Below are 23,817 nucleotides of genomic sequence, written 5' to 3' on the forward strand. Positions count from 1 at the left end.
GACTATATCAGTTAACAGAATGCGTATTTTCATATTAACTTTATTACAAATTAACTGTTTCGCTGCCTGTAACAATCAAATTCATTTTTGCATCGTGAGTTTCTACTGGTACTTTTTTAACTAATTGAAAGGGATAAACGATACCAACTTTTACAGCATTAGGATAAGTATCTAAAAATGTATCGTAGTAACCACCACCATACCCAAGTCGATATCCATATCTATCAAATGCTAATCCGGGCACAAGAATCATATCTATTTTACCTTCATATTTAAGCCCATTTGCTGGATATAATGTTTTAAATAAACCTTGCTCTAAATCATTAAAACCAGAGTAGTGATAATGTTCTAGCTGCCTGTTTCTTAATGTTTTTGGGGCTATTACTTGTTTTTCTTTTTCTAACAAAAAATCTAAAAAAGGAAGAATATCTGGTTCATTTTTAAATGGAATAAAAACATGAACTACCTGCGGATTTTCTTTTGCTACCAATTGCTCAAGAGTCTTGCATATCTTTTCGCTCAATTCCTTCATTTCACTTAATGAAAGTTTAGCTCTTAATGCCAACATCTTTTTACGTAATTCTTCTTTTTCCGTCATCACAATAAATAAAAAAAGACTGAGTGATACACTCAGTCTGCTAAAGTAACTATTTCTCAATTTCTCAGAGAAATAATTTTTACGCATGGAATCTTTAAAAACTAGTTATCTCTTAAACTAATCGATGGGTTTAGTCTAGCCGCTTTCACTGAGGTATAACCAGCAGTAATCCAAGCAACCATTAACGAAATAAATCCTCCTATAAAGAATATTAAAAAGTTAAGCTCGATGTGAAATGGATAATTTTCTAGCCAGGTCATCATCATCCACCAAGAAAGTGGCATGGCAAAGAAAAATGCGACTACAATTAATAATGTATAATCTTTAGTAAGCAAAATAAGCACATCCCAAATACTGGCTCCTAAAGCTTTTCGAATTCCTATTTCCTTTGTTTTCAATTCTGTTAAATAAGCGATTAAGCCATAGAGACCGAGCATTCCGATAAAAATGGCAATCAATGCAAAAACATTAGACATGGTAGACATTTTCTCTTCATTCTCATAAAAGCTTGCAATGTCTTCATCAAAAAAGTTAGAAGAAAAGTCGTAATTAGAGTAATGGGTTTTGTATAATTTTTCTATCTCTTTTACTGTATTCTGCATATTTCCAGAAATCAGTTTTATCCCAACAGTTTCATAATACGGAGCAAAAGACATAAGAATTAATGGGCTCACTTTTTCTTTCATCGACCTTGTATGAAAATCTTTTACAACACCTCTTATCAAACCTTTCTTACCCCAAATTTTAATTTCCTCGCCAACAGCTTTTTGAGGGTCTGTAATCCCAACCATACGCATTAGACTTTCATTAATAAGAAAATCTTTAATGGTATCACTTTCAGTGATGTTTTCACCAGCAAGTAATTTTAACTCATAAGTATCAAGATAGTCTTTATCTGCCAGTTTTACTTCTGCACCATAATCTCCCGGTTTAGAAGTAAAATACAAATTGGTTGCAGAGGTTGAACCAGAACTTGGTGGTTTAAAAGCAAGCGTTACTTTTTCAACATCTTTCAGGTTTAATAAATCATTTTTGAAAGATTTTGCCCTCACCTGATCAGACTCAAACAAATCTACATTTAATATAGCCTCTTTCGAAAAGCCCATATCTTCTGTTTTTAGATATTGAATTTGCTGATTTACGATAAGCGTTCCAATTATAAAAACCTGAGAGATGACAAACTGAAACACAACCAAACCTTGTCTGAGTTTTTTACCTCCTGTTTGGCTATTGTTCATGTTATTTTTAAGAGAATAAATCGGCTCAAATCCAGAAATCACTTTTGCTGGATACAAACCAGCCAATAGTGTAAGTGAAACAAAAAGAAAAACTAAAAAGGATACAAGCTCAACAGAATTTGTACTTAATATTGATAGTGATGTGCCTAAAAAAGGATTAAGGTAATACAAAGCCAACTCTACCAAACCGAAAGAAATAAGCATAGAAACAAATACCATTAATGCAGTTTCGCCTATTAATTGGATAATGAGTATTGACCTGGTACTACCCATCACTTTTCTAATGCCCACTTCTTTTGATCGCTTAACAGCCAAGGCAGTAGACAAGTTAATAAAGTTTACACAAGAAGTAATCAATAAGAAAACACCAATAATCGCCATGATCCATAAGCTCTCCTTACTGATTGATTTGAAACTATAATTGGAGTAATAAGAGCTAAAGTGTAAATCTGCCAAAGGCTGTAGCTCTATTTTCTTCTTGTCGGTATTGTGATCACCAAAGTATTTGGTAATAAAAGCAGGCATTCCGGCTTCAATTTCCTCTCTGCTAGTTTGCTCATCTAATAAAACATAAAGTTGGTCGTCACTAGAAATACTTCCCCATCCGTTATCTTTTTCCAATTGCTCTCTAATCGTGTTATAGGTAATAAGCATATCAAATGGAAAATCTGTATTTTCTGGAAAATCTTCCATCACCGCTTCTACAACCAAGTCTGTTTTAAAATCGAGCTTGAAGGTTTTACCAATTGGGTCTGCATCACCAAAATATTTTTTTGCAAACTTTTGTGATAGTACTACTTTTCCCGGGTCTCTTAAAACCGTGGCAGGATTCCCTTGAATCAGTTTTCTATCGAATATGTCGAAGAATGAATGCTCTGTAAAAGCAATTCCTTCATTCTCATAAAAATCTTTTCCATTACCTAAGCTCACATTACCTGCCATATAGTAATGCACAAATACCTGATCTTTTACCGAAGGAAAATCACTTTTAAAAGCTTCTGGCAATACAACTGGTACCCCCGGAGTATGATTTCTATTTTGCCCACCATTATTATCTGATGATGAAACTAGGCGGTAAATATGATCGAAGTTTTTATGATACCTGTCGTAACTTAACAGAAAGCTTAATAATAGAAATATGGTGATTGCAGCACTAATACCCAGAGATAATCCACTCAAATTAATGATTGTATGGATTTTATTTCTCCTGAAGTTTCTAAGGGTAATCAAAAATATGTTTCTGAACATGCTATTAGTAATTTAAAGTCTGTTTATCATTAATTTGAACTTAGTCTGAATGAAGGGCATCTGCCGGGTTTTGTAAAGCAGCTTTGATAGATTGATAGCTAACTGTAATTAAAGCGATTACCAAAGCAACACACAATGTTATAGCAAACATATCCCAAGTTAAACTGATCTTGTAGGCATAATCTTCTAACCAGTTTGTCATAATGTAATAACCAATAGGACCAGCTATTAAAAGGGCTGTAATTACCAGAATTATAAACTCTTTAGAAAAGAGATAAACGATTTGTCTGATAGAAGCACCTAACACTTTTCTTATACCTATTTCTTTGGTTCTCTGTAGACTGATGAATGAAATTAAGCCGTATAATCCCAAGCAACTAATAAAGATGGCGATACCTGCAAAAAGGTTAAACAAGCGGTAAGTTTGCTCTTCATTTTTGTACATTCTATAGATATCATCTTCTAAGAAATCGTACTTAAAAGTCTCGTCATGATAAACAATATTCCATTTGCTTTCTAATGCTGCAAGCGTTTCTTTTTGAGTAACAGGATTAATCTTTAAGTTAGCCACATACAAATTATCCTTTTCCATACCCATCATTAAAGGTTTAATCTCAGATCTAAAAGAATTAATATGGAAATCTGAAACGACTCCTGTAATGGTTAATGGTCTATCTTTACCGTAGTATACAGCTTTACCTACTGCTTCATGCGGATTATCTAAACCCATGAGGTTTAAAAACTTCTGATTTACCACGACAGATTCTAGCGAGTCGCTTTCTGGATAAGGACCACCAGCTAAAAAGTTAAATCCATATAACTCAAAATATGCTGGGTCTGCTTGAATGAGGTTGGTTTGTTTTTCTTCACTGGTACTATCATTATCTAAAGTAATAGTAGTTGCACTCCAACCATTCATAATTGGTGCTTGAGAAGAAAAACTCATTTGAGAAAGTCCGTTTATTCCTCTCCACTCATTTTGTAAAGCTTCAATTCTATCTTGCTTCTCCCAAGGTATGTGGATATTAACAATATGATCACGATTAAAACCAAGATCGTTACTACGAGCAAAGTCTAATTGTTGCATCACTACGATGGTACCGAATATAAAAATCTGGCAAAGGCTAAACTGCACCAATACCAATACTCTACGCATAGAAAAGCCTCTGCCACTTTTTAGGTTAATCCTGTTTTTGATCGCATCAATCGGATTAAAAGAAGAAGCCAATATTGCAGGATAAAACCCAGAAAAAACTGTTAAAAACAACATTAAACCGGGTATGAATAAATAAATGAGAAAGTCATTTTGAAGTGCTTCTCTAAATAAGTTTTCCTTTTCGCCCCAGTCTATAAAGACTTGCATATTCATTAAAAGCAATTCGGTTAAGCAAAAAGAAATAGCAACCGCCATGCTTATTAGTATCATTGTTTCACTTAAAAACTGAAACACTAATAACCTCTTACTGCTACCTAAAACCTTCCTTACTCCTATTTCAGATGATCTTAATGTGGCAAATGCGGTAGATAAATTAATGTAGTTGATACAAGCTGAAAGTATTAGAACTACAGCTATCGCAAACAAATACCAGAGTACATCTGCATTGGCATTTCGACCTGTATTAGCATACATTTCTTGATCGAAATGCATGTCTTGCATAGGCTGCATTTTTAATTCCCACTCAGAATCTTTATCTGGATTTTTACTCTTATACAGATCGTAAATTTTCTTTTCTAGCTTTTCTACATTTGCTTGCAGCACCTCGTCTTCACCTTCTACCAGTATATAGTTCTGATAGTTACTCGTTACGCTTGTCCAATACTTAGAACCAGAAACTCTATCGTTAACCAAATCGATGGGTACAAATGCAGAAAACTCAAAGTTACTCGGTGCTGGCGGAGTTTTAAGCAAACCTGTTACAGTTACAAGCTTCTCATTTTCCATTTTAAGCTCTTTACCAACCACATCCAGATTTCCAAAAATCTGTATCGCAGATTTCTCTGTTAAAATAATTGATTCTTTGTTTGACAGAGACTTTTCAGGACTACCAGCAATCCATTCCCAATCGAAAATTTTAAAGTAATTGGTATCGACTCCTGCCAAATTTTCGATCTCAATTTTATTATTTTCTTTTCCTTCAGTAGCATCTGTGAGACGCACATCAACATCTCCCTCTGTTAGTAACTCGCCAAGGACTTTAATCTCTGGCACCTCTGCTTCAATGGTTTCGTGTACAGGATACGGCACACCTTGGTTATAACTTTGGTGCTCCCCGAAATGCATCTCTGTGTAGAGATGGTAAATGTTATCTAGTTTTGAATGGAATTTATCATAACTGTTTTCGTGTCTGATAATCAAGTAAATGACTAATGCACAGGTGATACCCACTGAAAGGCCCAACACATTTATAATGGTGAGCATCTTGTTTTTCAGTAAGTTCCTGAATGAAGTTTTAAACAGAAGTTCCAGCATATGGTAAGTATTTAAATAATTACGTTAAAGTTTTTTTATTCTGATCGTAGTGCTTCGGCAGGGTTTCTTAAAGCAGATTTTATAGATTGATAGCTTACAGATAGTAAGGTGATCAATAGCGCAATGCATAAAGTGAGTGCAAAGTAACTCCAGCCTATATCTATTTTATAAGCATAATCTTCTAACCAGATATCCATAAAATAATAACCTATAGGGCCAGCAACTACTAATGCTGATATTACGAGTAATAAAAATTCTTTAGAAAAGAGCATTACAATTTGGCTTATGCTTGCCCCAAAAACTTTTCTTATTCCGATCTCTTTGGTTTTTCTCAAGCTCATAAAAGAAACTAAACCAAACAAGCCAAGGCAGTTTATAAAAATGGCTATACCAGAGAATAAGTTAAACACCCTTAAAACCTGCTCCTCAGCCTTATACATTCTATATATGCGATCTTCTAAAAACTCATATTTAAACTCAGTTTCTGGAAATAAGCTTTTCCAAACAGAATGCATCGCAGCCAAGGTTTCAGCTCTGTTTATAGGGCTTATTTTAGCATTTAGAACATAATAAGACTTTTGATCTTGGCTCATCATTATTGCAGGGATTTGGGAACGGAAAGACTCAACATGAAAGTCTGCTACTACTCCAGAAATTATTCTAAATTTTTCTCCCTTATCAATCAATACCTTTTTCCCGATGGCTTCAGAAGGATTTTTAAATCCAAAACGACTTAAAAATTGCTGATTGACTATAAGTGCTTCTGTAGAATCTCGCTCTTTATAATTAGCACCAGCTACAAAATTCATTCGGTACAAATCGAAATAAGCACTATCCACTTTTATATCAATAATTTGAGAAGTTGTTATATTGCTATCTGTTTCTACAGAAGTATCTATTGCTGTCCAGCCGCTAGGAATAGGCGATGAGTTTGATAAGCTTATACTTTTAATTCCTTCTATATTATTCCACTCATTAGTAAGCACCTCTTTCTTTTTGCTATCTGGCAAGTCAATAGTAAGTATATGATCTTTATCAAAACCCATATCAGAGTTTTGCATAAAGTCTAATTGATACATGATTACCAATGTACCTAGAATAAATACCTGACATAAACAAAACTGAAGAAATACTAAAGACCTACGAAGCGAGTAACCACTACTATTTTTAACATCAAGCTTATCTTTTAATGCTTTTATCGGATGATAACCCGAAGCCAGAAATGCTGGATAAAAGCCCGAAAGTATAGTAATTATTACTATAAGAAATGGGATAAATAAATATATAAAGCCATCTTGGATTAATGCATTAATAAACAAACTTGAATCAAATTTCCAAAATGAAAATACATCAATATGAATTAAAAACAATTCAGTAAAACAAAAAGAAAGTATTGTAGCAATACATATCATTACTAATGTTTCTCCCATAAACTGCATAATCAATAACTTTCTGCTGCTACCTAATACTTTTCTAACACCGATTTCAGATGACCTCAAAATTGAAAAAGCAGTTGATAAATTGATGTAATTGATACAAGCTGAAACAATGATTACCAGTGCGATCCAAAACAGATACCTTAATATTTGCGGATTTGGCTGATTACCGATATAAGAATGCATATTGATATCAAAGTGAATGGATGACAATGGTCTTATTTTCATTGCCCAAGAATCAATTCCATTTTTTGCATATAGTTTATTAATTTTTTCTTCAATAAGATTGGTATGCTCTTGTAACTTCTCACCTGAACCATTTAATAAAAAACAACTCTGATAACCACTTGAAACTCCAGTCCAATTAGTTTCATTTATATGATCAGGTTGGATAAGTGCTATTGGGAAAAATGCATCAAACTCAAAGTTACTGGGGTATGGAGAGTTCTTAAGAATACCTGTTACTGTTACAAGATATTCGTCATTTACGTTTACTTCTTTACCTAATACACCTAGGTTTCCAAATAGCTTTTGTGCTGTTTTTTCTGTTAAAACAATAGACTCTTTATTACTAAAGCTTTTAATAGATGAGCCAGAAATCCACTCCCAATCGAATAATTTAAAGTAATTAGAATCTATTCCAACAGTATAAAAGTTCAAACCTTCTGATTTAACAACATCTGTATTATCATCTAAAGCTTTTAAATTTCCCCCTCCATAATAAATACAGCTTAAAGTCTCTATTTCTGGTACTTCTTCCTTCAACTTTAAAGGTAAAGCAGGTGGAACTCCTGCATTATAGCCTGTACTTTTTCCAGACTTAAATTCTGTATATATATGAAAAACATTCTCATAGTTAGATTGGAATTTATCATAGCTGTTTTCATGACTGATGATCAAGTAAACAACCAAAACACAAGTGATACCGACGGAAAGCCCCAACACATTGATAATGGTGAGCAACTTGTTTTTTAGCAAGTTTCTGAAAGATGTTTTAAATAGAAGTTCCAGCATATCTAATATTTTGTAATTCTTCTCTATTCGGTTCTAATTGCGTCTACGGCTTTTAAATGAATGGCTTTTAAAGCTTGTAGCGATATGGTAATCCAAGCAAGTAATAAACCTCCTACTAAAGCCAGAATAAATACGAGTGGAGAAATACTCACTCTATCTGCATAATTAGCTAACCAACTAGAAATGAAGTAATAACTTAGTGGAGCTGCGATTAAGAAACCTGCGATTAGTAAGAAGGTAAATTCTTTAGAGAGCAGTAATAAGATTTCTATAGGCGATGCTCCCAGAACTTTTCTTATTCCTATCTCTTTCGTTTTCTTTTCTGAGATGTAAGACACCAAACCAAGCAGACCTAAAACTGCGATAAGCACAGCGATAAAGGTAAATACACCTAATACTTTGCCTAGCTTTACTTCGGTTTTAAAAAGTGCATCAAAGCGATCGTCTACAAAGAAGTATTGAAAAGGCAAACCACCAGATTGTTTAGCCCAAGCCTGTTCGATGTTGCCAATCAAATCATGCAGATCTGTGTTTTTTTCAACTTTTACTGTAAGAAAAGACTCCTTTGTATAATCATTAATATTTTCACTTTGTAAGAACACTGCTATCGGGCCTATTTGACTTTCATTGTAGCCACCTTCTAGCTTTGCATCTTTCATAATGCCTATTACCTCAAAGGTTGGTGCCGATGGATAAGGATACGAGATAAATTCACCTAAAGCCTTTTCGTAATTACCTTTAGTATAACCTAATTGCTCTACTGCTGCTTCATTGAGAATTACCTTATTTAAATCAGAACCTTTTTCGTGATTAAAATTTCTTCCGTATAGCAGTTCTACATCGATAAGATTTAAGAAATCGACATCAGTAATAATATGGTTTAAGCTAAATTTTTTACCAGTAGCATTCGATTTAAAGTAATCATGGTAATATATATGAGGCATCATACCATTGCTTTGGCTGGCAATTTTTACCCCAGGTATTTTCGATACTTCTTCTTTTAATGCTTTTTGTCTGTTTAATTTATCGGCATTGTAAGTTTCGCTTTCTGAGCTAGAATGCCCTCCGAGCATTTCGATATGCCTAATACTGAATAGATTTTCTTTATTGTAACCAAGGTCTTTGTTACTCATAAATTTTACTTGAGAAAGTACCAAAGCCGTTGAAATAACCATGAATGTTGAAACAGCAAACTGCATACTTACCAAAAAGCTTCTGAAACGTTTTTCGCCACCTTTTGAACCTGGCAATCGTCCTTTTAAAACTTCAACTGGTTGGAAGCGAGTTAAATAAAATGCTGGATAAATACCTGCCAACAAACCTGTAATAATGGTTGCTATTGGTAAAAAGTAGGTGATTTCTGAGTATTCAGATATGGGTTTATGGAAAGTGTTATCTGTTAATTCATTAAAATATGGCCTTAATAATTCGCATATTCCTAATGATAAAAGCGCTGCAAATGCACTAATTATCATCGATTCGAGCAAGAACTGCCAGATTAATGATTCTCTATTAGAGCCTAATGTTTTTCTTACACCAATTTCTCTAGCTCTTCCTGCTGCTCTTGCTGTTGCCAAGTTCATAAAATTGATACAAGCTAGTAGAATAATAAAAATTGCAGCTAAACCAAACACATATAAGTTATCTATGCTGCCTACTGGGTCAAGTGGATATGGATTGGTAATTCCTTCTGATCTTAAATGAATATCTTTTAGTGGTAATAAAAACAGCTCCCAAGGTTTTCCCTTTTTCTCAAACTCTTCGTAACTAATCTCCAAGACTCTTTCGATGGTGTTACCTGCGTATTTTTTAGGCAAATCTGCCATTTTATTTTCTAGTGCAGCTACATCTGTTCCTTCTTTCAGTTTTACATAAGTGACACATTGGCTCCAAATCCAGCTCCACTCCATTCTTTTCATCTCCTTAAAAGTGTAGATAGAAAACATAAAGTCGAAGTGAAAGTGAGAAGCAAAAGGCATATCTTCAATCACACCTTTAACCACTACATTTTGCGCTGTTTTTCCATTGTCTATTTTGAGCATCTTCCCCACTACTAACTCGTTAAAGTTTGTAACCTCGCCAAAATATCTATTAGCCGTGCTTCTTGTGATTACTACTGAGTTTTGCTCATCTAGTGCATTTTGAGGAGAACCAGCCAACCATTCAAAATTGAACATGGAGATAAAAGAAGTATCTACACCAGCCAATCGTTTTTCTTCAAAAGCCATAGACTGTTGGCCGGGCTGCTCAAATGTTATAAAATAACTTCCCGGCTGATACACTCTAGCACTCCCCTCCACCTCAGGATAATTCTCTTTTAATAAAGCTGCTACTGGTGGCCCTCCTGATGTTAACCTTACATTTTCTTCTGACCAAATGTTTGTTTGGTTTAAGCGATAAATTTGTTCATAACTTCTATTATGTTTATCAAAGTTAAGTTCAGACGAAATATAAATTAAGATAAACAGACAAGATGCTAAACCTACAGCCAAACCTGTAATATTAATTAGGCTATAAAACTTCTGTCTGATTAAACTTCTAAAGGCTACTTTTAAAATATTCTTAAACATAATGTTCGATTTTGTAATTTTTATTTCAATCCGGATGCCAGCATTTAAGTTGCTGTTTATCAAATAGTTACAACACACTCACAGATTTAAGTGTATCGAAAACGTTACAACTGCTGTTTGCTGGCGATACAAAATGATACAGTACAAAAAACTTATTTGATTTTTTACTAAATAATCTATGTTTACAAATTAATTTTTCACAAAATATCATCTGATAGATTTTTTTAAAATGAACCAGCTCAAAAACAACTTCACCACTATTTTAGCTTGTAGCTTTTTCCTACTGCTTTTCAGTTGCGATTCTGATGAATACCCAACCGAAAACTATATGCACCTATACATCAATGGTTATGAATGGGAAGCGTTCCAATTTCAAGTAACATCAACACAAAATAGCAATGGCGAGGTAGAAATTGCCATAATTGCTACAGCAGAGCTAAATGAGGCTGTTATTATTGGTATTCAGGGTTTTCCAGATGAGATACAAAGCCGAACTCAAGAAATAACATCACTTGCCAACGGAGATTTTTTGGGCTATCGCGAAGAAGGTAATGCAACAGGTATAGAAACACACTCTTCTTTTGGCTGCACCACGATTGATGGCAGCATTTTTATTGATGAATACAATACAGATGAAGGCTATATTAGCGGTACTTTTGGGGGCACGGTCTGTTCAACAGGAGCACAAGATGTTGTAACTTTTTCTAGTGGAGAGTTTTTGAGAATTTCATTAGATCAATAAATGAAAATTGGGAAAATATAATTGATCTGATCAAGGTTTCACATATATCTCCTGAACACATCGGCAACCTATATTTTCCTTTTTTTCTTCTGGCTCAACAGAAGAAATATCCCAAACCTGCTTGGTATTATTATCTGAATAGTGAGAACTTAAGATTACTTTTTTACTGTAAGCATCTGGCACAAAAGTATACACATCGTCTCCTTCTCTCATTTTCCAGTTGTTTGTCCACTCCCAAATATGTGGAATCTTATAATCTTTAAGAGTAGCATCTTTTTGAGAAGAAATTACCGCATGTTTCCATTCGAATGCATCTGGCAATCGTTTGCCTTGTGAGTTACAATAAGCATTTGCTTCAAACCAAGAAAGTAACACTACAGCAGATTCAGTATTCTTTAAATCACTAGAAGAAATAAACTTTACATTTTCAAAGTGTATATCTTTTGGTTGAGTAATCTCTATGTAATCTTTATATTCTTGATACGATATTGGTTTTTTATCAATTAAGAAGCCTTTAATCATTCTATTACCTACTACATTACCATCTTTTTCTAGATACTCACCACCAGGAACAAATACCATATCTTCTGGCACTGTAACTTTATCGGGTAACAATTCAAATAAATCTGGCTCTTCAGTAGGTTTTATAGGGTCGACCAATAGCAAATTTTCCATCTGGTTTTGCTGCTGAGACTCTCTTGAGAATGTTGTAGCCAAAGACTGGTTTACTGTAACTTTTTCTTTTTTACTGATTGGTTGCTCATCCTTTATACGTTGTATTTTACTACAACTAATTTGCAAAAGCACGATTCCAAACAGCAAAACTCCTAAAACTCTATGCATGCTAATTCAGGTAAATTCTACCTATGTTTTAAAAAAAATGTATTAGTAGGTTAAATCCAATTTTTTCTTAATAAAGAACCCATTATTTGTTTAAAGATTATCTTTTTAGATTTGTTCAAAATTTTTGAGTAATGATTGATATAAGAAAGGGAATAAAAGCTGATGCAGAAACCATTGCTGCTTTTCAGGTAACAATGGCAAGAGAAACTGAAGACCTTGTATTAGATTTAGCTACTGTTGTAAAAGGAGTTAATAAAATATTAGACGAGCCGGATAGAGGTTACTATCTAATAGCAGAAAGTGAAGGAGAAATTATAGCTTCACTCCTAGTTTTATACGAATGGAGCGATTGGAGAAATGGTGATGTGTTGTGGATTCACTCTTTGTTTGTAGTAGAAGCACACAGGGGAAAAGGCATTTTTAGAAAAATGTATGATAAGCTCCAAAAATTTGTTGATGAAAACGAATCTTATAAAGGCATAAGATTGTATGTAGAAAAAACTAACGAGAAAGCGCAAAAGGTTTACAATGCAATAGGCATGACTAAAGAACATTATGACATGTATGAGTGGTTAAAATAATTTTATCCACTCTTAAAAATTCTTAAATACTTTCTTTTTGCATGATACTCGTTAATTTCGTGTTTAGTTTGAAGAAAGATTTTCAGTTCAATAAACTAGTGAGTTAGATCTGAAGATTCTGGAAAGGTTTATTCATCTGTAATGCTCAATATTCCAAATTTGAAAAAGCATTTTTTTATTTGCTGTATTTTTTCTGTTTTTCTGTTATCAGAATTATCAGCACAGGTACTGCCAAGTCAGAATGACAATAATCTCAGTGATGCCGATTTTGGGTCTCTTCCCAAAAGTGATAGCTTAGGTGCAAAAAAAGACGACAAAGGCCAATTAATTCTTGAGCCCGTTCCAGAAGATATCTATTCTACCAGAACTTCAGGCTTTATCTATGAATTAGATTGGTTATTTAACCGTAGAGACGAACATTATTTAGATACTACTCTACATAATCTGCATCGCTACAATTTTGTCGATAAAAACCAATACGAATATCAGGATTTAGGCAACTTGGGTACTGCCATTAAATCTATCTATTTTGATACACCAAACGAAATTGGAGACAGGCTGGGCATTACCAATTTAAAACCCTATTTGCATACCGAAGATAAAATCCAATATCTGGATACCAAATCGCCCTTTACCAGTTGGTACTATGTGCAAGGAGCAGAAGGTAGGTCTATTATAGATGTACATCACTCCCAAAATGTTAAACCAAACTGGAATGTGGGTTTAAGAATTTACCGACTCAATGCCAGAGTTTTAATTGGATCAGAAAGTGCCAACTCCAACGACAGGCAGGTTTCGCACGAAGACTACATCTTTAAAACCAGATACGAGTCTGATAATAAAAGATATCGAATGCTATTTTTTGTGCAAAGCATGAAACATGTGATGGAAGAAACAGGTGGATTGCAATTGAGCAGCGAAGACAGTTTGCTTTTAGATAATCCTCCAAGAGAATTGGAAGAAGGCGAAGAAACCACTTACGAGTCGCTCGACGAGCTGTTTGGATTAGGTACCGGCGAATTAGAAAACCGCTTATCTAGTGTACAAAGCACACAAAGGAAAGACCAAGCAAGGCTTTTCCACGAGTATACATTCTTAGGACATCAAGGTTTGCAGCTTTTCCATATTTTCAATTATGAGAAAAATAAATACAAATACTTTGATGAGGCTTTCCAGACCAATATAGCTTATTATGAGACTTTCTCTCAGTTAGGTTTTAGTGATGCATCTACCTACACACATACTCAGCGATTTAATGAGCTCGAAAATACATTGGGCTTAAAAGGTAGAGCCGATAAGCTTTTCTATCTATTTTACATAAAACAAAAAAATTACAAGTATCACTTTCAGATCGCTCCAGATATTCAAATACCAAGAGAGCTATCTGCCCAAAGGTTTTTCGGCTTTAAAGGTGCCTACGATTTAAGCCCAACAATTAGGTTTAGAGGAGATTATGAAACATTAGTTGGAGAAGACACAGGCTTAAAAATATTTGCAGAAATGCAAACTCCTCTTTTAACTGTAAGCCACAGAAGAATTGCAGCAGAGCCAAGCTTAATGCAGCAATATTATTATGGTGAAGTTTTTAATTGGGATAATAGCTCTATCAATGAAGATACAGGTGAAGGGAATTTAAGAAGTGCTTCTTACTCAGAAACCAAAGTTTCAGCCCCTTTACTTAACAAAAAAGTGATGTTGAGGCCATTTGCTAGCTACTCAACCTTTGACGATTACATCTACTACGACACTTTGGCGCTACCTACACAGTACGGAGAGACGATCTCTATTTTACAAGTAGGCTTAGAAATGGAAACCCATTTTAACTGGTTCCATCAGAGAGTTTATGGTGTTTACACACTAAACGATACAGAGGATATTATTAGAATGCCTGAAATACTAGCTAATTATCAGGTGTATTACCAAGGCCACCCGTTTGGTTTTCCAATTCTGATACAAACTGGTTTCGACTTCCATTGGAACTCAGAATATTTTGCTGATGCATTTATGCCAGTTACGCAGCAGTTCTATTTGCAAGACGACTTAAAAGTTGGGAATTACCTAAGAGGAGATTTCTTTTTGAACTTCCAGATGAAAAAAGTTATCATGTTCCTTAAGATGACAAATGCTTTACAAGGTGTACAAAGAGAGGGATATTACACTACCCCTCTTTATATGGGCCAACCAAGAAGTTTTGAATTTGGTCTCACTTGGTTGTTTTATGATTAATTCTCTTCATCTTTTACATAGAAGATTTCATTGTATTTTTTGCTAAAGTAATTGCCATTAGCTAAAACTAGCACTTTGTCTTCGTTTAGAGCGACTACAATGGCATTTACTTCTTTCCCTAAGATCAAAATCATATATTCATCTCCGGGCTTAAGGTTTATTCCCTTTTCAGTAGTATATGTTCTGGTGGTAGAATATAAGTTTCTGAGCTTAATCGATGAAGCTACCGTTTCATTACCTTCAGTTATAAATGCTTTAGCACCTTTTATTTCTTTTATTTTACATGGCTTTAACTCGTTGCTTTCGAGATAAACGGCCGAATCTCCACTTTGTAAAATGCCATTTTTAGTATAAACAGGCTTTTTTATAGGGTTATAGTAATCGTTAGCACCGTTGTTTTCATTCTGTAGACTTCCGGTACTTTCGGCTTGTTCTCCCATAGCAATAATATCTGCCGAAACGGTCACTTTTGTCTCGGTAAATAATATGAGGAATGAGTTTTTAAAGTCAACTGTAATATTGGCAAACACATGCCCTTTTGGTAGTGGATACTTTTTGTACATATCTGTTTTAGCCTCTAACACCAAGGCATCTTTATCTAAACCACCAATCCCCAAAACTTTTAAAGTGTGAGCATTTCCATGAGCTAATCCAACGATTTTAAAATTTGCATCTGTAAGAGCAACACTGCTGGTCATTATTCCACTATGAAATGCGCAAGAAGACAATAGAAGTAATAGGCAAAAGTACCTTTTTTTGATAATCATTTTTTATAAAAATTTAGTTAATAGCGTCAAATCTACTATGCTAACGCTAACCATAAAAGGCTATTTTTTATAAAAAAAGTTAAATTGAACAGGACCTACTCTACATGCGCTACAGTGAGCTTTTCAAAATATTTTCTTTCGTTTTTAATATGTAACAAAAAAAGCTATCATAATTTCTTGAATTACAATAGCTTTCGTTTGTTGGGGTATATAAACTTACATTTTCTTTATCACCTACTTATCGCTTTCTTAGACTCTATAAATCTTTATAACTATTAGTTATAGGTTGAGATCTTTTCTATATCTAAAATTATAACCAAGTCTTTTCGGTTTTTCTTTCAGAAGATCCAAAAAATCCATTTTCTGTGAAATAATCTCTTACTTCCATGAGCGCAAAACCTAATAGGTTAAGACCTCTCCAATTATGAACATGATGTACATCATTACTGTCTTTACTCAAACCAATTCCCCAGATTTGATCTACTGGACTGGCTTCTACCAAAACTCTCGTATTGGTACTCATTAAAAAACTCCACAGCTCTCTGTTTTGGTTAAACTTATAGATGTTGCCATACTGCACAATATCGTAGCGGTGTGCATTCCAAATATTCTCGTCAAAACCAGTAACTTGTCTACCTAGTTTTTTTGCTTCTGCTGGAGTATTTGCCGCGATAATTTTTTCATAAATGTTTTTGTCTCCAAACAACAAGGCTTTTTGAGCCATCATCCAGTGCTCGGCAGTTTTATAGGCTACTCCATCAATTATAAACTGAGATTCATACCACTGGCTAAAACATGTACTAGTCACTTCATTTTTACTTTTTGTGTGCCCCCAAAAGAATACATATTTGAGATTTACCTCATTATTAAACTGTTCTTTAAGCCAATCTACACCGTATTTACTTGTCATTTTAGTTCTTCGTTTTTATTCAGATGGATTATAACACTTCTATCATTTTAATGATTCAGAATTTTTCGCAAGTTCAATCATGAGAGATAGCTCCTGTATAAATTCTTCTTTATCGGATTTAAAACCAGATTCTCCAAAATTAATATAACCATTTTTATCTATTATCATTTTGGTGGGCAAACCAGACACTGCAAAATCTTTTGATGAATCATTCTCCTTATCAAGTAATACATTAAAGTCAACCTTTCGACTTTCCATAAAAGAAGAAATATCTTCCTTTTCTTTATCTTTATCTAAGTTTATAAAGTAGAAAACCACATTTTCGTCATCTCTATACTTTTCGACAACTTCTTTATAATAAGGAAATGCCATTACACATGGAGCACACCAAGTTGCCCAAAAATCAAGCACGACTACTTTGCCTTTTAAATCTTCAAGCGATACTTTTTCACCGTCTAAAGAGTACAGATCAAAGTTAGGCGCTATGTTATTTTTCATTAAAGATTTTAAGTAATCTTCCTTACTTAAAAGGTAATCGTTAGCAATAGAATCTATCCCTGCATCTGGTTCATCTCCCAAAACCTTTTTAAGGTTAGTAGATGCTTTACCTTTACTTAAAGCTATTTTAGCTATGTCTTTTGCATCATCTGTACGATTAATACTAATTAGTAATTCTACTATCCTATCATTCAATCTGGCATCTTCTAAATTACTATTTTCAATAGCTAGTTGGCAGGCTTTATAAGCTTTATCTTTTTGATCGAGCTTAGCTAACACTTCACTTTGTGTAACTAAAAAAATAGCTAATTCTCGTTTCCTTGAGTTTTGTATTTCCTCATCCGATAATGCATACCAGCATTTTTCTCGATATGTTCTTTCGGGAGCATTTAAATGTTCTTTTGCCCAATTAACTGATAAATTGCTATACTTTAATGCCTCTTCGTGGTTTCCTTTACTACTTGCTACTTTAGCATATTCATCGTAACAATTCATCTTTATTAAGTCTGTAGCTGCACTATCAACCAATTCAAACCACTTTTCTATTGGGTAACTATCATCCCAAAATCGCAATAATTTTATTAAGTGCATATTTTGAATTACACTATAATAGCCATGATTTGAAAGCCATTCAAATGAAGGAGAGTTGATGTTTTCAAAATTATATTAAACTCTAGATTATTTAAAAAGTCTTTTTCTCCCAATTCTAAACTTTCTTTAAAATATTCACTTTCCTTTTTATAAGCTTTCAGTTTAGTTTTAAAGTCGGATGTAGTCATCAACTCCATTTGCATATCCATTGATTGCAATTGAAATGCTGATATAGAAGAAGGATGACATTTAGAAAGTATTTTAATGCACTTTTCAGATTTACTCTGCTCACTTTTTTGATAAAAAAATGCCAGATCTGCAATGGGTTTTGCATCTAATGTATCTCTAACTGCATACAATTTGTCTGCTATCTCGGTAATAAATTTAGATTCATCTTTATCATAAAGATTAAATGTTCTATAGTAAGTAGCAAAGTAATATTGCAGTAAATCTGGATTCTTAGAAAACTCTTCTTCTAAAAGTTTTCTGGTTTTTGTTTTATCATTAGGGAATTTTTGATCGGATAACATGCCATATACACCACTAGCAATTGCAGCTTTTGCTCCTTGAAAGATAGTCCCATTGCTATCTTTCAAGTAATAGATATACCCCTCTCCTTTGTTACTATCAATTTCATTACTATTATTTTCAAAAAATATATTAATAGCTACACTTCCTCTTAACAGATTAAATTTTCCCAGCCATTTTCCACCTGTTTGTTTTAAAAGGATATCTGCCGTGAGTATTCTTACAGCTGTTTTTTCATACATAATGGCACGGCCTTTTATTACTACAGACTCAGCCAATGGTGTGTTTGCAGGATTGTAAGTAACTGTAACCTCATCTCCGGGTTTAGGTTCTTTAGGATCAATTTCGAGATTAGATTGTGCGGTGCTTTTTACTATGGGAATAAGCATAAAAACCAATACAAAAGATAATGCAGTTTTGCTGATAGCTTTCATTTTCATACTACTATTTAGGCAATTACCCAATATAGTAATTTTCTTATGAGCTATTTGAAATTAGATAATATTTTATAATCAAAAAAGATGGTAAAATTATGGTTTTAAAATCCCTCAATATCATAAACCCAAATTCCATTGATAACTAAATTTCTACTATTATTCTTAAAAATGTTTAATTGTAAGTCTTCATAGAACTTTTTCATTTCCTCAGGTACTCTTCCATTAACTTCTAATATTCGAAAAACTAACTCTTCAATATTATTTGGCAAATCTATTTCACCCTTATAGTTCAAATAATAATCCTTCTCTTCGGTTTCTTCAAATAATTCAGTGGGAAATGAAGACAAATTATAAAATGTTTTTCCACTACTAAATCGGCCCTTTTCTTTGCCTTCTCGTCTAGTTTTAGCTATTTCTGCGCGGCTTACAAACCAACCGATTTCAGGCCTTATAGTAAAGTTTTCTGAGTTTTGCTTTAAACCAACAAAACCTGCCCAGTATTCCATAGGAAATTCTTCGGCTATTAGATTTCCATCTCTACCCTGTAATTTAAAATCGACACAAATGATTTGCTTAGGTAGAATTTTTTCATAAAAACTCACAGATAGTCCATCTGCATTAGTAAAATCTAACTCATTACCATCTTTATCATAAGGGAAAAAATCAAGAATCCATCCATCAATAAAGCTAGGGTTTCCATACTCTTTTTTAGTATGTATTTTAAACATGTTCATCCAGAAATGTATGTTTATATTCCCTTTAGATGCTTCTACAAATTCATTTAATAGTGGTGAAATCTTTTTTACCCAATTATCTAGCTTAAATTGGCTTAGGTAAACAGCTTTTGTTTGTACAAGCTGCCAGTCTTCTACAGAGCCTTCCAAAGTAATTTCTGGAATTCCACACACACAATAATAGACCACATACTCAAAGTAAGCCTTCATAGAATCCAAAATGGTAATTTCTGAGGCTACTCTTTCTTTAATGCCTGTAGTGCTAAAATTTGCCCTAAGTACATCGATCAATTCCTTTCCTACATATGCTTCAATGCTACTTGTTAACTGTTGGGTGGTTTCGTGCCAAGCACTATTAGGATCACCAAGCCGCACATTCTCATTTCTTACTGCAAGCTCAATTTTTTTATCTAAATGAGGGAAAAGATTAATTCCTTTACGATGATTAAAATTGATATGATAAGAAAATGTCTGACAAACCAATAGCCAAATCATATCTGGTGAAATTACAAAAGGCCTGTGTTCTGCATAAGCTTTGTGCATACCATGTATAAAAGTATGATAACCAGAAGCTACCAGATTATAATCTGCTTTGTAGCTGGCTTCAATCTTATCAGAAAACTCACCTAAAAGCTCAGTCAGATTTTTTTCTGCTAAAAGTTCTTTTGGTGGTTCTAGCTCCTCTAGCTTAAATGTAATTTCGTTTTTTGTTTGGTTGCGTTCTACTTTATCTACCATGAGTGATACAGCGAGAAATTAAATGTAATTTATACTTCTACCTTATACTTATAAGGCATAACTTATTTAAATTCGATATACTCAGCCGGAACAGCATCTACCAACCAAACTCCATTTTTTGAGAGATAAAACTGATAGCCACTCTCATGCATGGCTCCTGCCCTAATCGTCAAAATAACTGGCTTGCCTCGCCTGCTACCTACATTAATTGCTGTTTCTCTATCTGGGCTAAGATGCACATGCTGACGACTCATTTTTTGTAATCCATCCTCTTTGATCTGTTCTATAAACTTAGCTACAGTTCCATGATACAAATAAGCTGGTGGAGCAATCGGTTCTAATTCTAAATTTACAGGGAATGAATGTCCCTGATTAGCTCTTATTTTAGAGTTATCTTCACTTAAACTAAATCTTTGTTTGGCATTATTGGCAACTACAAATTGTAGTTCTTCCATAGTAAAGGGCTTACCGTCTTTAGCAGCATTTGCCATTAACTCATCTACACTAGCCCATCCGAACTCATCTACTTTTAAATCGATTACTTTCGGATGGTGCCTTAATACATAGCTAAAAAACTTGCTTAAAAATTTTTCTCTTTTACTGTCTATCAATTTTTTATCATTTAATCTTTCATCTCATTTACCATATTGAAAAAGTATTCTAATACGGCTTTTTTCTCATCAGAACATTCGGCACAAGACAACATTGTTCTTATTACAAATTTCTCTTCTTTCTTCGCAGTGGCTTCTTCTTGTTGTATTTCATGCGCTAAAAGAAAAGCGTAGTTTCTAGCAATTTCTTTTCTGCCTGCATAAGCACTATCGAGCAGCATTTGCGTAAAAGCATCTGGGTTTTTCTCCACAAATTCCATTACTACATCGCCAAGTTCTTCTGCTAGCATACCATCCGCACTTAATACTGCCTTGTTAAGCAAATGTATATAAAGTGGGTTTAAAGCATCTTTTTTTGGTAAACTCTTAAAAATCTTGAAGAAAGTAGAATCTGGTGCTGCATCTTTTTTCCCTATATAGTATTGAAGAGCATTTGCAGCTAAGCTGTCATTTTCTAAATACCATGCAATATCTTTTCCTGAAAGTTTGGGAACAATCTCTTTAAATGAGCTAGTATCTTCAGACAAATTGTTTACAGATACGAACTTAGTTTTTAACTCATTCATATTTTCTTTTTCAGTTAACTGGGTATCAACCGAATCATCTTTGGGTTTATCTAACGTACATGAAGAAATAAAAAATAATACTAAAAAATTGCAGGAAAGCTTAATTAATATTTGGCGATTTTTCATGATGGTAGGGTTTTTATTTAGCAGATAAAACTCAAAGGAAACTTTTATTTTTAACAAAAAAAAATCCGGCATTTAATAAATACCGGATTCTGGCTAATTTTAGAATATTTTTATTCCTTATTCCCCTCTTTGTACAATTGAAACCTTGAAGGCATTTCCTGTTTTGGCCAATAGTTATTGGTTAAATCAGTATCTGCTGTTTCTTCGAAAGGATCAAGCACAATTGAAGTTACTTCCTGTGAAGTATTGAATACTTTAGAGATTTTCTCATCATTTCTTCTCCAAATCTCAGCAGGAATTCTCTTTATCTCTTTAGAACCGTCTTTATAAGTAAACTCTAGAATAAGTGGCATTACCAAACCACCTTTGTTTTCAAAACTTACTTCGTAAAAAAATGGATTTTCTGCTACTTGCTCTTTCTGCTCATCAGTTAAATTATCAGCAGTAAACTCGTTAAACTCGTCATCAACATTTACAGCTTCTGCAAATTTTTCTGTTTCACTTTCACCAAGTTTAAACTTCTTAATGCCAGTCATAGCGATATCGGTATGTTCTACACCATAGAACCAACCTCTCCAAAACCAATCTAAATCTGTACCTGAAGCATCTTCCATAGTTCTAAAGAAATCTGCTGGGGTTGGGTGTTTAAAAGCCCAACGCTCTGCATATTCTTTAAAAGCTCTATCGAATAGCTCGTGGCCAAGAACTGTCTCTCTTAAGATATTTAATGCTGTAGCTGGTTTTCCGTATGCATTTGGCCCAAGGTTTTGCACTTGCTCTGAGTTGGTCATAATCGGGCTAATGTATCTGGTATCCATGCTCATGTAAGGCACAATTTTATTTGGAGGACCTTCTCTAAAAGGATAATCTTTTTCTTTAGGGTTATTTGCTGCCCATTCTACTTCAGAAAGATACTGCATAAAAGTATTTAATCCTTCGTCCATCCAAGTCCACTGGCGCTCATCTGAGTTGATAATCATCGGGAAGAAGTTATGCCCTACTTCGTGGATAATTACCATGATCATTCCGTATTTTACATAATCTGCATAAGAGCCATCTGGGTTTGGACGACCAAAGTTGAAGCAAATCATCGGGTATTCCATACCAATTGCTTTTGCATGTACAGAAATCGCCTTGTGATAAGGATACTCAATGGTATGTTTAGAATAGGTTCTTAACGTGTGAGCTACTACTCTGGTAGAATACTCTTCCCAAAGCGGATTACCCTCTTTCGGATAGTAAGACATTGCCATTACGATTCTATCTCCCATAGGCACTCCCAATGCATCCCAAATCAACTTTCTAGAAGTAGCAAAAGCAAAGTCTCTTACGCTATCTGCTTCAAAAACCCATGTTTTTTTCTCTTTAGATTTACTCTTCTCTGCCTTTTCAGCTTCTTTTTGAGTTACAATTAATACAGGTTCTTTAGCAGTTTTTGCTTTTTCTAATCTGCTTATTTGTTCTTTACTTAAAACAGCCTTAGGGTTTTGTAATTTACCAGTTGCACCCATAATATGATCTGCAGGTACAGTAATGCTAACTTTAAAATCGCCAAAAGGCAAAGTAAACTCACCAGAACCTAAGAATTGCTTATTTTGCCATCCACCATAATCGCTGTACACACACATTCTAGGGTAAAACTGAGCAATGGTATAGTGGTAGTTTCCATCTTCTTCGAAATACTCGTAACCCGATCTACCACCCATTTTCATTCTATCATTGATGTTGTAAGACCACTCTACTTTAAAAGAGAAGCTTTCACCTGGCTTTAATGGCTCAGGCATATCTACAGACATCATGGTTTTATTAATTACATATGGTAATTTATTACCTTTTGCATCTGTAAGAGAAGAAATTTTAAAACCTCCTTCAAAAGTAGGATCAAGCACATCTTTCATTGAACCGCCATAGCCATTAGCAGACATTTTATGCTTAATCTGGTTAGTAGCAGTGCTGTAAGTATGCGATTCTTTGTCACGCATATTCTGATCTAACTGCACCCATAGATATTTAAGCACATCGGGTGAATTGTTATGGTAAGTTACAGTTTCTTTACCAGTGATAGATTGATTGTCATCATTTAATTCTACTGCAATCTCATAATCGGCAGTGTTTTGCCAATATTCGTTACCTGGAGCTCCAGAAGCCGTACGGTATTCGTTTGGGTCTCTCAACTCATATTCGAGTTGTTCGAATTTCTCAGTATGTTTTCTTTCTTGAGCGCTTACAGCTAGCCCTAAAAACATCGCAGGAATAATGACCCATAAACATTTTTTTATCATAAGCTTTAAAGTTTTAGTTGAGAGATGAGTGAGTTATTTTAAAACCAAATAAAAAGTCTATTA

General features: G+C 34.1%; 17 protein-coding genes. 3 read left to right on the top strand and 14 right to left on the bottom strand.

The features are described from left to right. Positions 1-43: 43 nt before the first annotated feature. From OQ292_RS00540 to OQ292_RS00560, 5 genes are read right to left on the bottom strand one after another with little or no spacing between them, the layout of a single operon-like run. Positions 44-685 carry a 5-formyltetrahydrofolate cyclo-ligase gene (locus OQ292_RS00540; RefSeq protein ID WP_284684091.1) on the bottom strand — a complete coding sequence of 214 codons (642 nt, stop codon included), beginning with the start codon at positions 683-685 and terminating at the stop codon, positions 44-46. Positions 686-699: 14 nt separating this feature from the next. Continuing rightward, positions 700-3,084, bottom strand: a complete 2,385-nt coding sequence (locus OQ292_RS00545; RefSeq protein ID WP_284684092.1) for an ABC transporter permease — start codon at positions 3,082-3,084, stop codon at positions 700-702. A 40-nt stretch (positions 3,085-3,124) separates the two neighbouring features. Continuing rightward, on the bottom strand, positions 3,125-5,554 hold the full coding sequence (locus OQ292_RS00550) for an ABC transporter permease (protein ID WP_284684093.1): 2,430 nt from the start codon (positions 5,552-5,554) through the stop codon (positions 3,125-3,127). Between the two features lie 35 nt (positions 5,555-5,589). Next, positions 5,590-8,004, bottom strand: coding sequence for an ABC transporter permease (locus tag OQ292_RS00555; RefSeq protein ID WP_284684094.1), 2,415 nt, complete (start codon positions 8,002-8,004; stop codon positions 5,590-5,592). A 23-nt stretch (positions 8,005-8,027) separates the two neighbouring features. Next, positions 8,028-10,574: an ABC transporter permease gene (locus OQ292_RS00560; protein WP_284684095.1), complete on the bottom strand. Its 2,547-nt coding sequence runs from the start codon at positions 10,572-10,574 to the stop codon at positions 8,028-8,030. A 229-nt stretch (positions 10,575-10,803) separates the two neighbouring features. Here OQ292_RS00560 and OQ292_RS00565 point away from each other — a divergent pair, with 229 nt between their 5' ends. Beyond that, entirely contained in the window at positions 10,804-11,316 is a 513-nt protein-coding gene (locus OQ292_RS00565; RefSeq protein WP_284684096.1) for a hypothetical protein, read from the top strand. 30 nt (positions 11,317-11,346) lie between these two features. On the opposite strand, the gene OQ292_RS00570 is transcribed toward OQ292_RS00565, so the two are convergent. Next, positions 11,347-12,159 (bottom strand): formylglycine-generating enzyme family protein, encoded by an 813-nt coding sequence (locus tag OQ292_RS00570; RefSeq protein WP_284684097.1) that lies wholly within the window; start codon positions 12,157-12,159, stop codon positions 11,347-11,349. Positions 12,160-12,290: 131 nt separating this feature from the next. Between OQ292_RS00570 and OQ292_RS00575 the strand changes: the two genes are divergently transcribed. Both OQ292_RS00575 and OQ292_RS00580 read left to right on the top strand, forming a co-directional pair. Further along, positions 12,291-12,740 (top strand): GNAT family N-acetyltransferase, encoded by a 450-nt coding sequence (locus OQ292_RS00575; protein WP_284684098.1) that lies wholly within the window; start codon positions 12,291-12,293, stop codon positions 12,738-12,740. Between the two features lie 159 nt (positions 12,741-12,899). Further along, positions 12,900-14,966 carry a putative porin gene (locus OQ292_RS00580; RefSeq protein ID WP_284684099.1) on the top strand — a complete coding sequence of 689 codons (2,067 nt, stop codon included), beginning with the start codon at positions 12,900-12,902 and terminating at the stop codon, positions 14,964-14,966. On the opposite strand, the gene OQ292_RS00585 is transcribed toward OQ292_RS00580, so the two are convergent. The 8 genes from OQ292_RS00585 to OQ292_RS00620 all read right to left on the bottom strand — a co-directional run bounded on the left by OQ292_RS00585 (position 14,963) and on the right by OQ292_RS00620 (position 23,754). Continuing rightward, positions 14,963-15,733 (bottom strand): DUF6567 family protein, encoded by a 771-nt coding sequence (locus OQ292_RS00585; protein ID WP_348970599.1) that lies wholly within the window; start codon positions 15,731-15,733, stop codon positions 14,963-14,965. The two genes, OQ292_RS00580 and OQ292_RS00585, sit on opposite strands and share 4 nt — an antisense overlap. 310 nt (positions 15,734-16,043) lie before the next feature. Next, positions 16,044-16,643, bottom strand: coding sequence for a riboflavin biosynthesis intermediates N-glycosidase (gene ybiA, locus OQ292_RS00590; protein WP_284684101.1), 600 nt, complete (start codon positions 16,641-16,643; stop codon positions 16,044-16,046). 42 nt (positions 16,644-16,685) lie between these two features. After that, positions 16,686-17,732: a TlpA family protein disulfide reductase gene (locus OQ292_RS00595; RefSeq protein ID WP_284684102.1), complete on the bottom strand. Its 1,047-nt coding sequence runs from the start codon at positions 17,730-17,732 to the stop codon at positions 16,686-16,688. Between the two features lie 8 nt (positions 17,733-17,740). Beyond that, a complete protein-coding gene (locus OQ292_RS00600) occupies positions 17,741-18,694 on the bottom strand; it encodes a hypothetical protein (RefSeq protein ID WP_284684103.1) in 954 nt (317 codons plus the stop codon). A 104-nt stretch (positions 18,695-18,798) separates the two neighbouring features. Further along, the gene (locus OQ292_RS00605; RefSeq protein WP_284684104.1) at positions 18,799-20,169 is read right to left on the bottom strand and encodes a DUF4419 domain-containing protein; all 1,371 of its coding nucleotides are present in this window, start codon (positions 20,167-20,169) and stop codon (positions 18,799-18,801) included. Positions 20,170-20,231: 62 nt separating this feature from the next. Continuing rightward, complete coding sequence (locus OQ292_RS00610; protein WP_284684105.1) at positions 20,232-20,780, bottom strand: RNA 2'-phosphotransferase; 549 nt, start codon at positions 20,778-20,780, stop codon at positions 20,232-20,234. Positions 20,781-20,791: 11 nt separating this feature from the next. Continuing rightward, positions 20,792-21,472 carry a hypothetical protein gene (locus tag OQ292_RS00615; protein WP_284684106.1) on the bottom strand — a complete coding sequence of 227 codons (681 nt, stop codon included), beginning with the start codon at positions 21,470-21,472 and terminating at the stop codon, positions 20,792-20,794. 110 nt (positions 21,473-21,582) lie between these two features. Next, positions 21,583-23,754, bottom strand: a complete 2,172-nt coding sequence (locus OQ292_RS00620; RefSeq protein ID WP_431733751.1) for a M1 family metallopeptidase — start codon at positions 23,752-23,754, stop codon at positions 21,583-21,585. Positions 23,755-23,817 lie beyond the last annotated feature (63 nt).

The organism is Chondrinema litorale, from assembly GCF_026250525.1.
GTDB lineage: Bacteria > Bacteroidota > Bacteroidia > Cytophagales > Flammeovirgaceae > Chondrinema > Chondrinema litorale.

Bases quoted from the DNA above. Each gene is read 5' to 3' on its own strand.
- OQ292_RS00585 (WP_348970599.1), bottom strand. From the start codon at position 15,733: ATGATTATCAAAAAAAGGTACTTTTGCCTATTACTTCTATTGTCTTCT.
- OQ292_RS00565 (WP_284684096.1), top strand. From the start codon at position 10,804: ATGAACCAGCTCAAAAACAACTTCACCACTATTTTAGCTTGTAGCTTT.
- OQ292_RS00555 (WP_284684094.1), bottom strand. From the start codon at position 8,004: ATGCTGGAACTTCTATTTAAAACATCTTTCAGAAACTTGCTAAAAAAC.
- ybiA (WP_284684101.1), bottom strand. From the start codon at position 16,643: ATGACAAGTAAATACGGTGTAGATTGGCTTAAAGAACAGTTTAATAAT.
- OQ292_RS00550 (WP_284684093.1), bottom strand. From the start codon at position 5,554: ATGCTGGAACTTCTGTTTAAAACTTCATTCAGGAACTTACTGAAAAAC.
- OQ292_RS00615 (WP_284684106.1), bottom strand. From the start codon at position 21,472: ATGAAAAATCGCCAAATATTAATTAAGCTTTCCTGCAATTTTTTAGTA.
- OQ292_RS00545 (WP_284684092.1), bottom strand. From the start codon at position 3,084: ATGTTCAGAAACATATTTTTGATTACCCTTAGAAACTTCAGGAGAAAT.
- OQ292_RS00600 (WP_284684103.1), bottom strand. From the start codon at position 18,694: ATGAAAGCTATCAGCAAAACTGCATTATCTTTTGTATTGGTTTTTATG.
- OQ292_RS00620 (WP_431733751.1), bottom strand. From the start codon at position 23,754: ATGATAAAAAAATGTTTATGGGTCATTATTCCTGCGATGTTTTTAGGG.
- OQ292_RS00605 (WP_284684104.1), bottom strand. From the start codon at position 20,169: ATGGTAGATAAAGTAGAACGCAACCAAACAAAAAACGAAATTACATTT.
- OQ292_RS00575 (WP_284684098.1), top strand. From the start codon at position 12,291: ATGATTGATATAAGAAAGGGAATAAAAGCTGATGCAGAAACCATTGCT.
- OQ292_RS00570 (WP_284684097.1), bottom strand. From the start codon at position 12,159: ATGCATAGAGTTTTAGGAGTTTTGCTGTTTGGAATCGTGCTTTTGCAA.
- OQ292_RS00540 (WP_284684091.1), bottom strand. From the start codon at position 685: ATGCGTAAAAATTATTTCTCTGAGAAATTGAGAAATAGTTACTTTAGC.
- OQ292_RS00560 (WP_284684095.1), bottom strand. From the start codon at position 10,574: ATGTTTAAGAATATTTTAAAAGTAGCCTTTAGAAGTTTAATCAGACAG.
- OQ292_RS00595 (WP_284684102.1), bottom strand. From the start codon at position 17,732: ATGCACTTAATAAAATTATTGCGATTTTGGGATGATAGTTACCCAATA.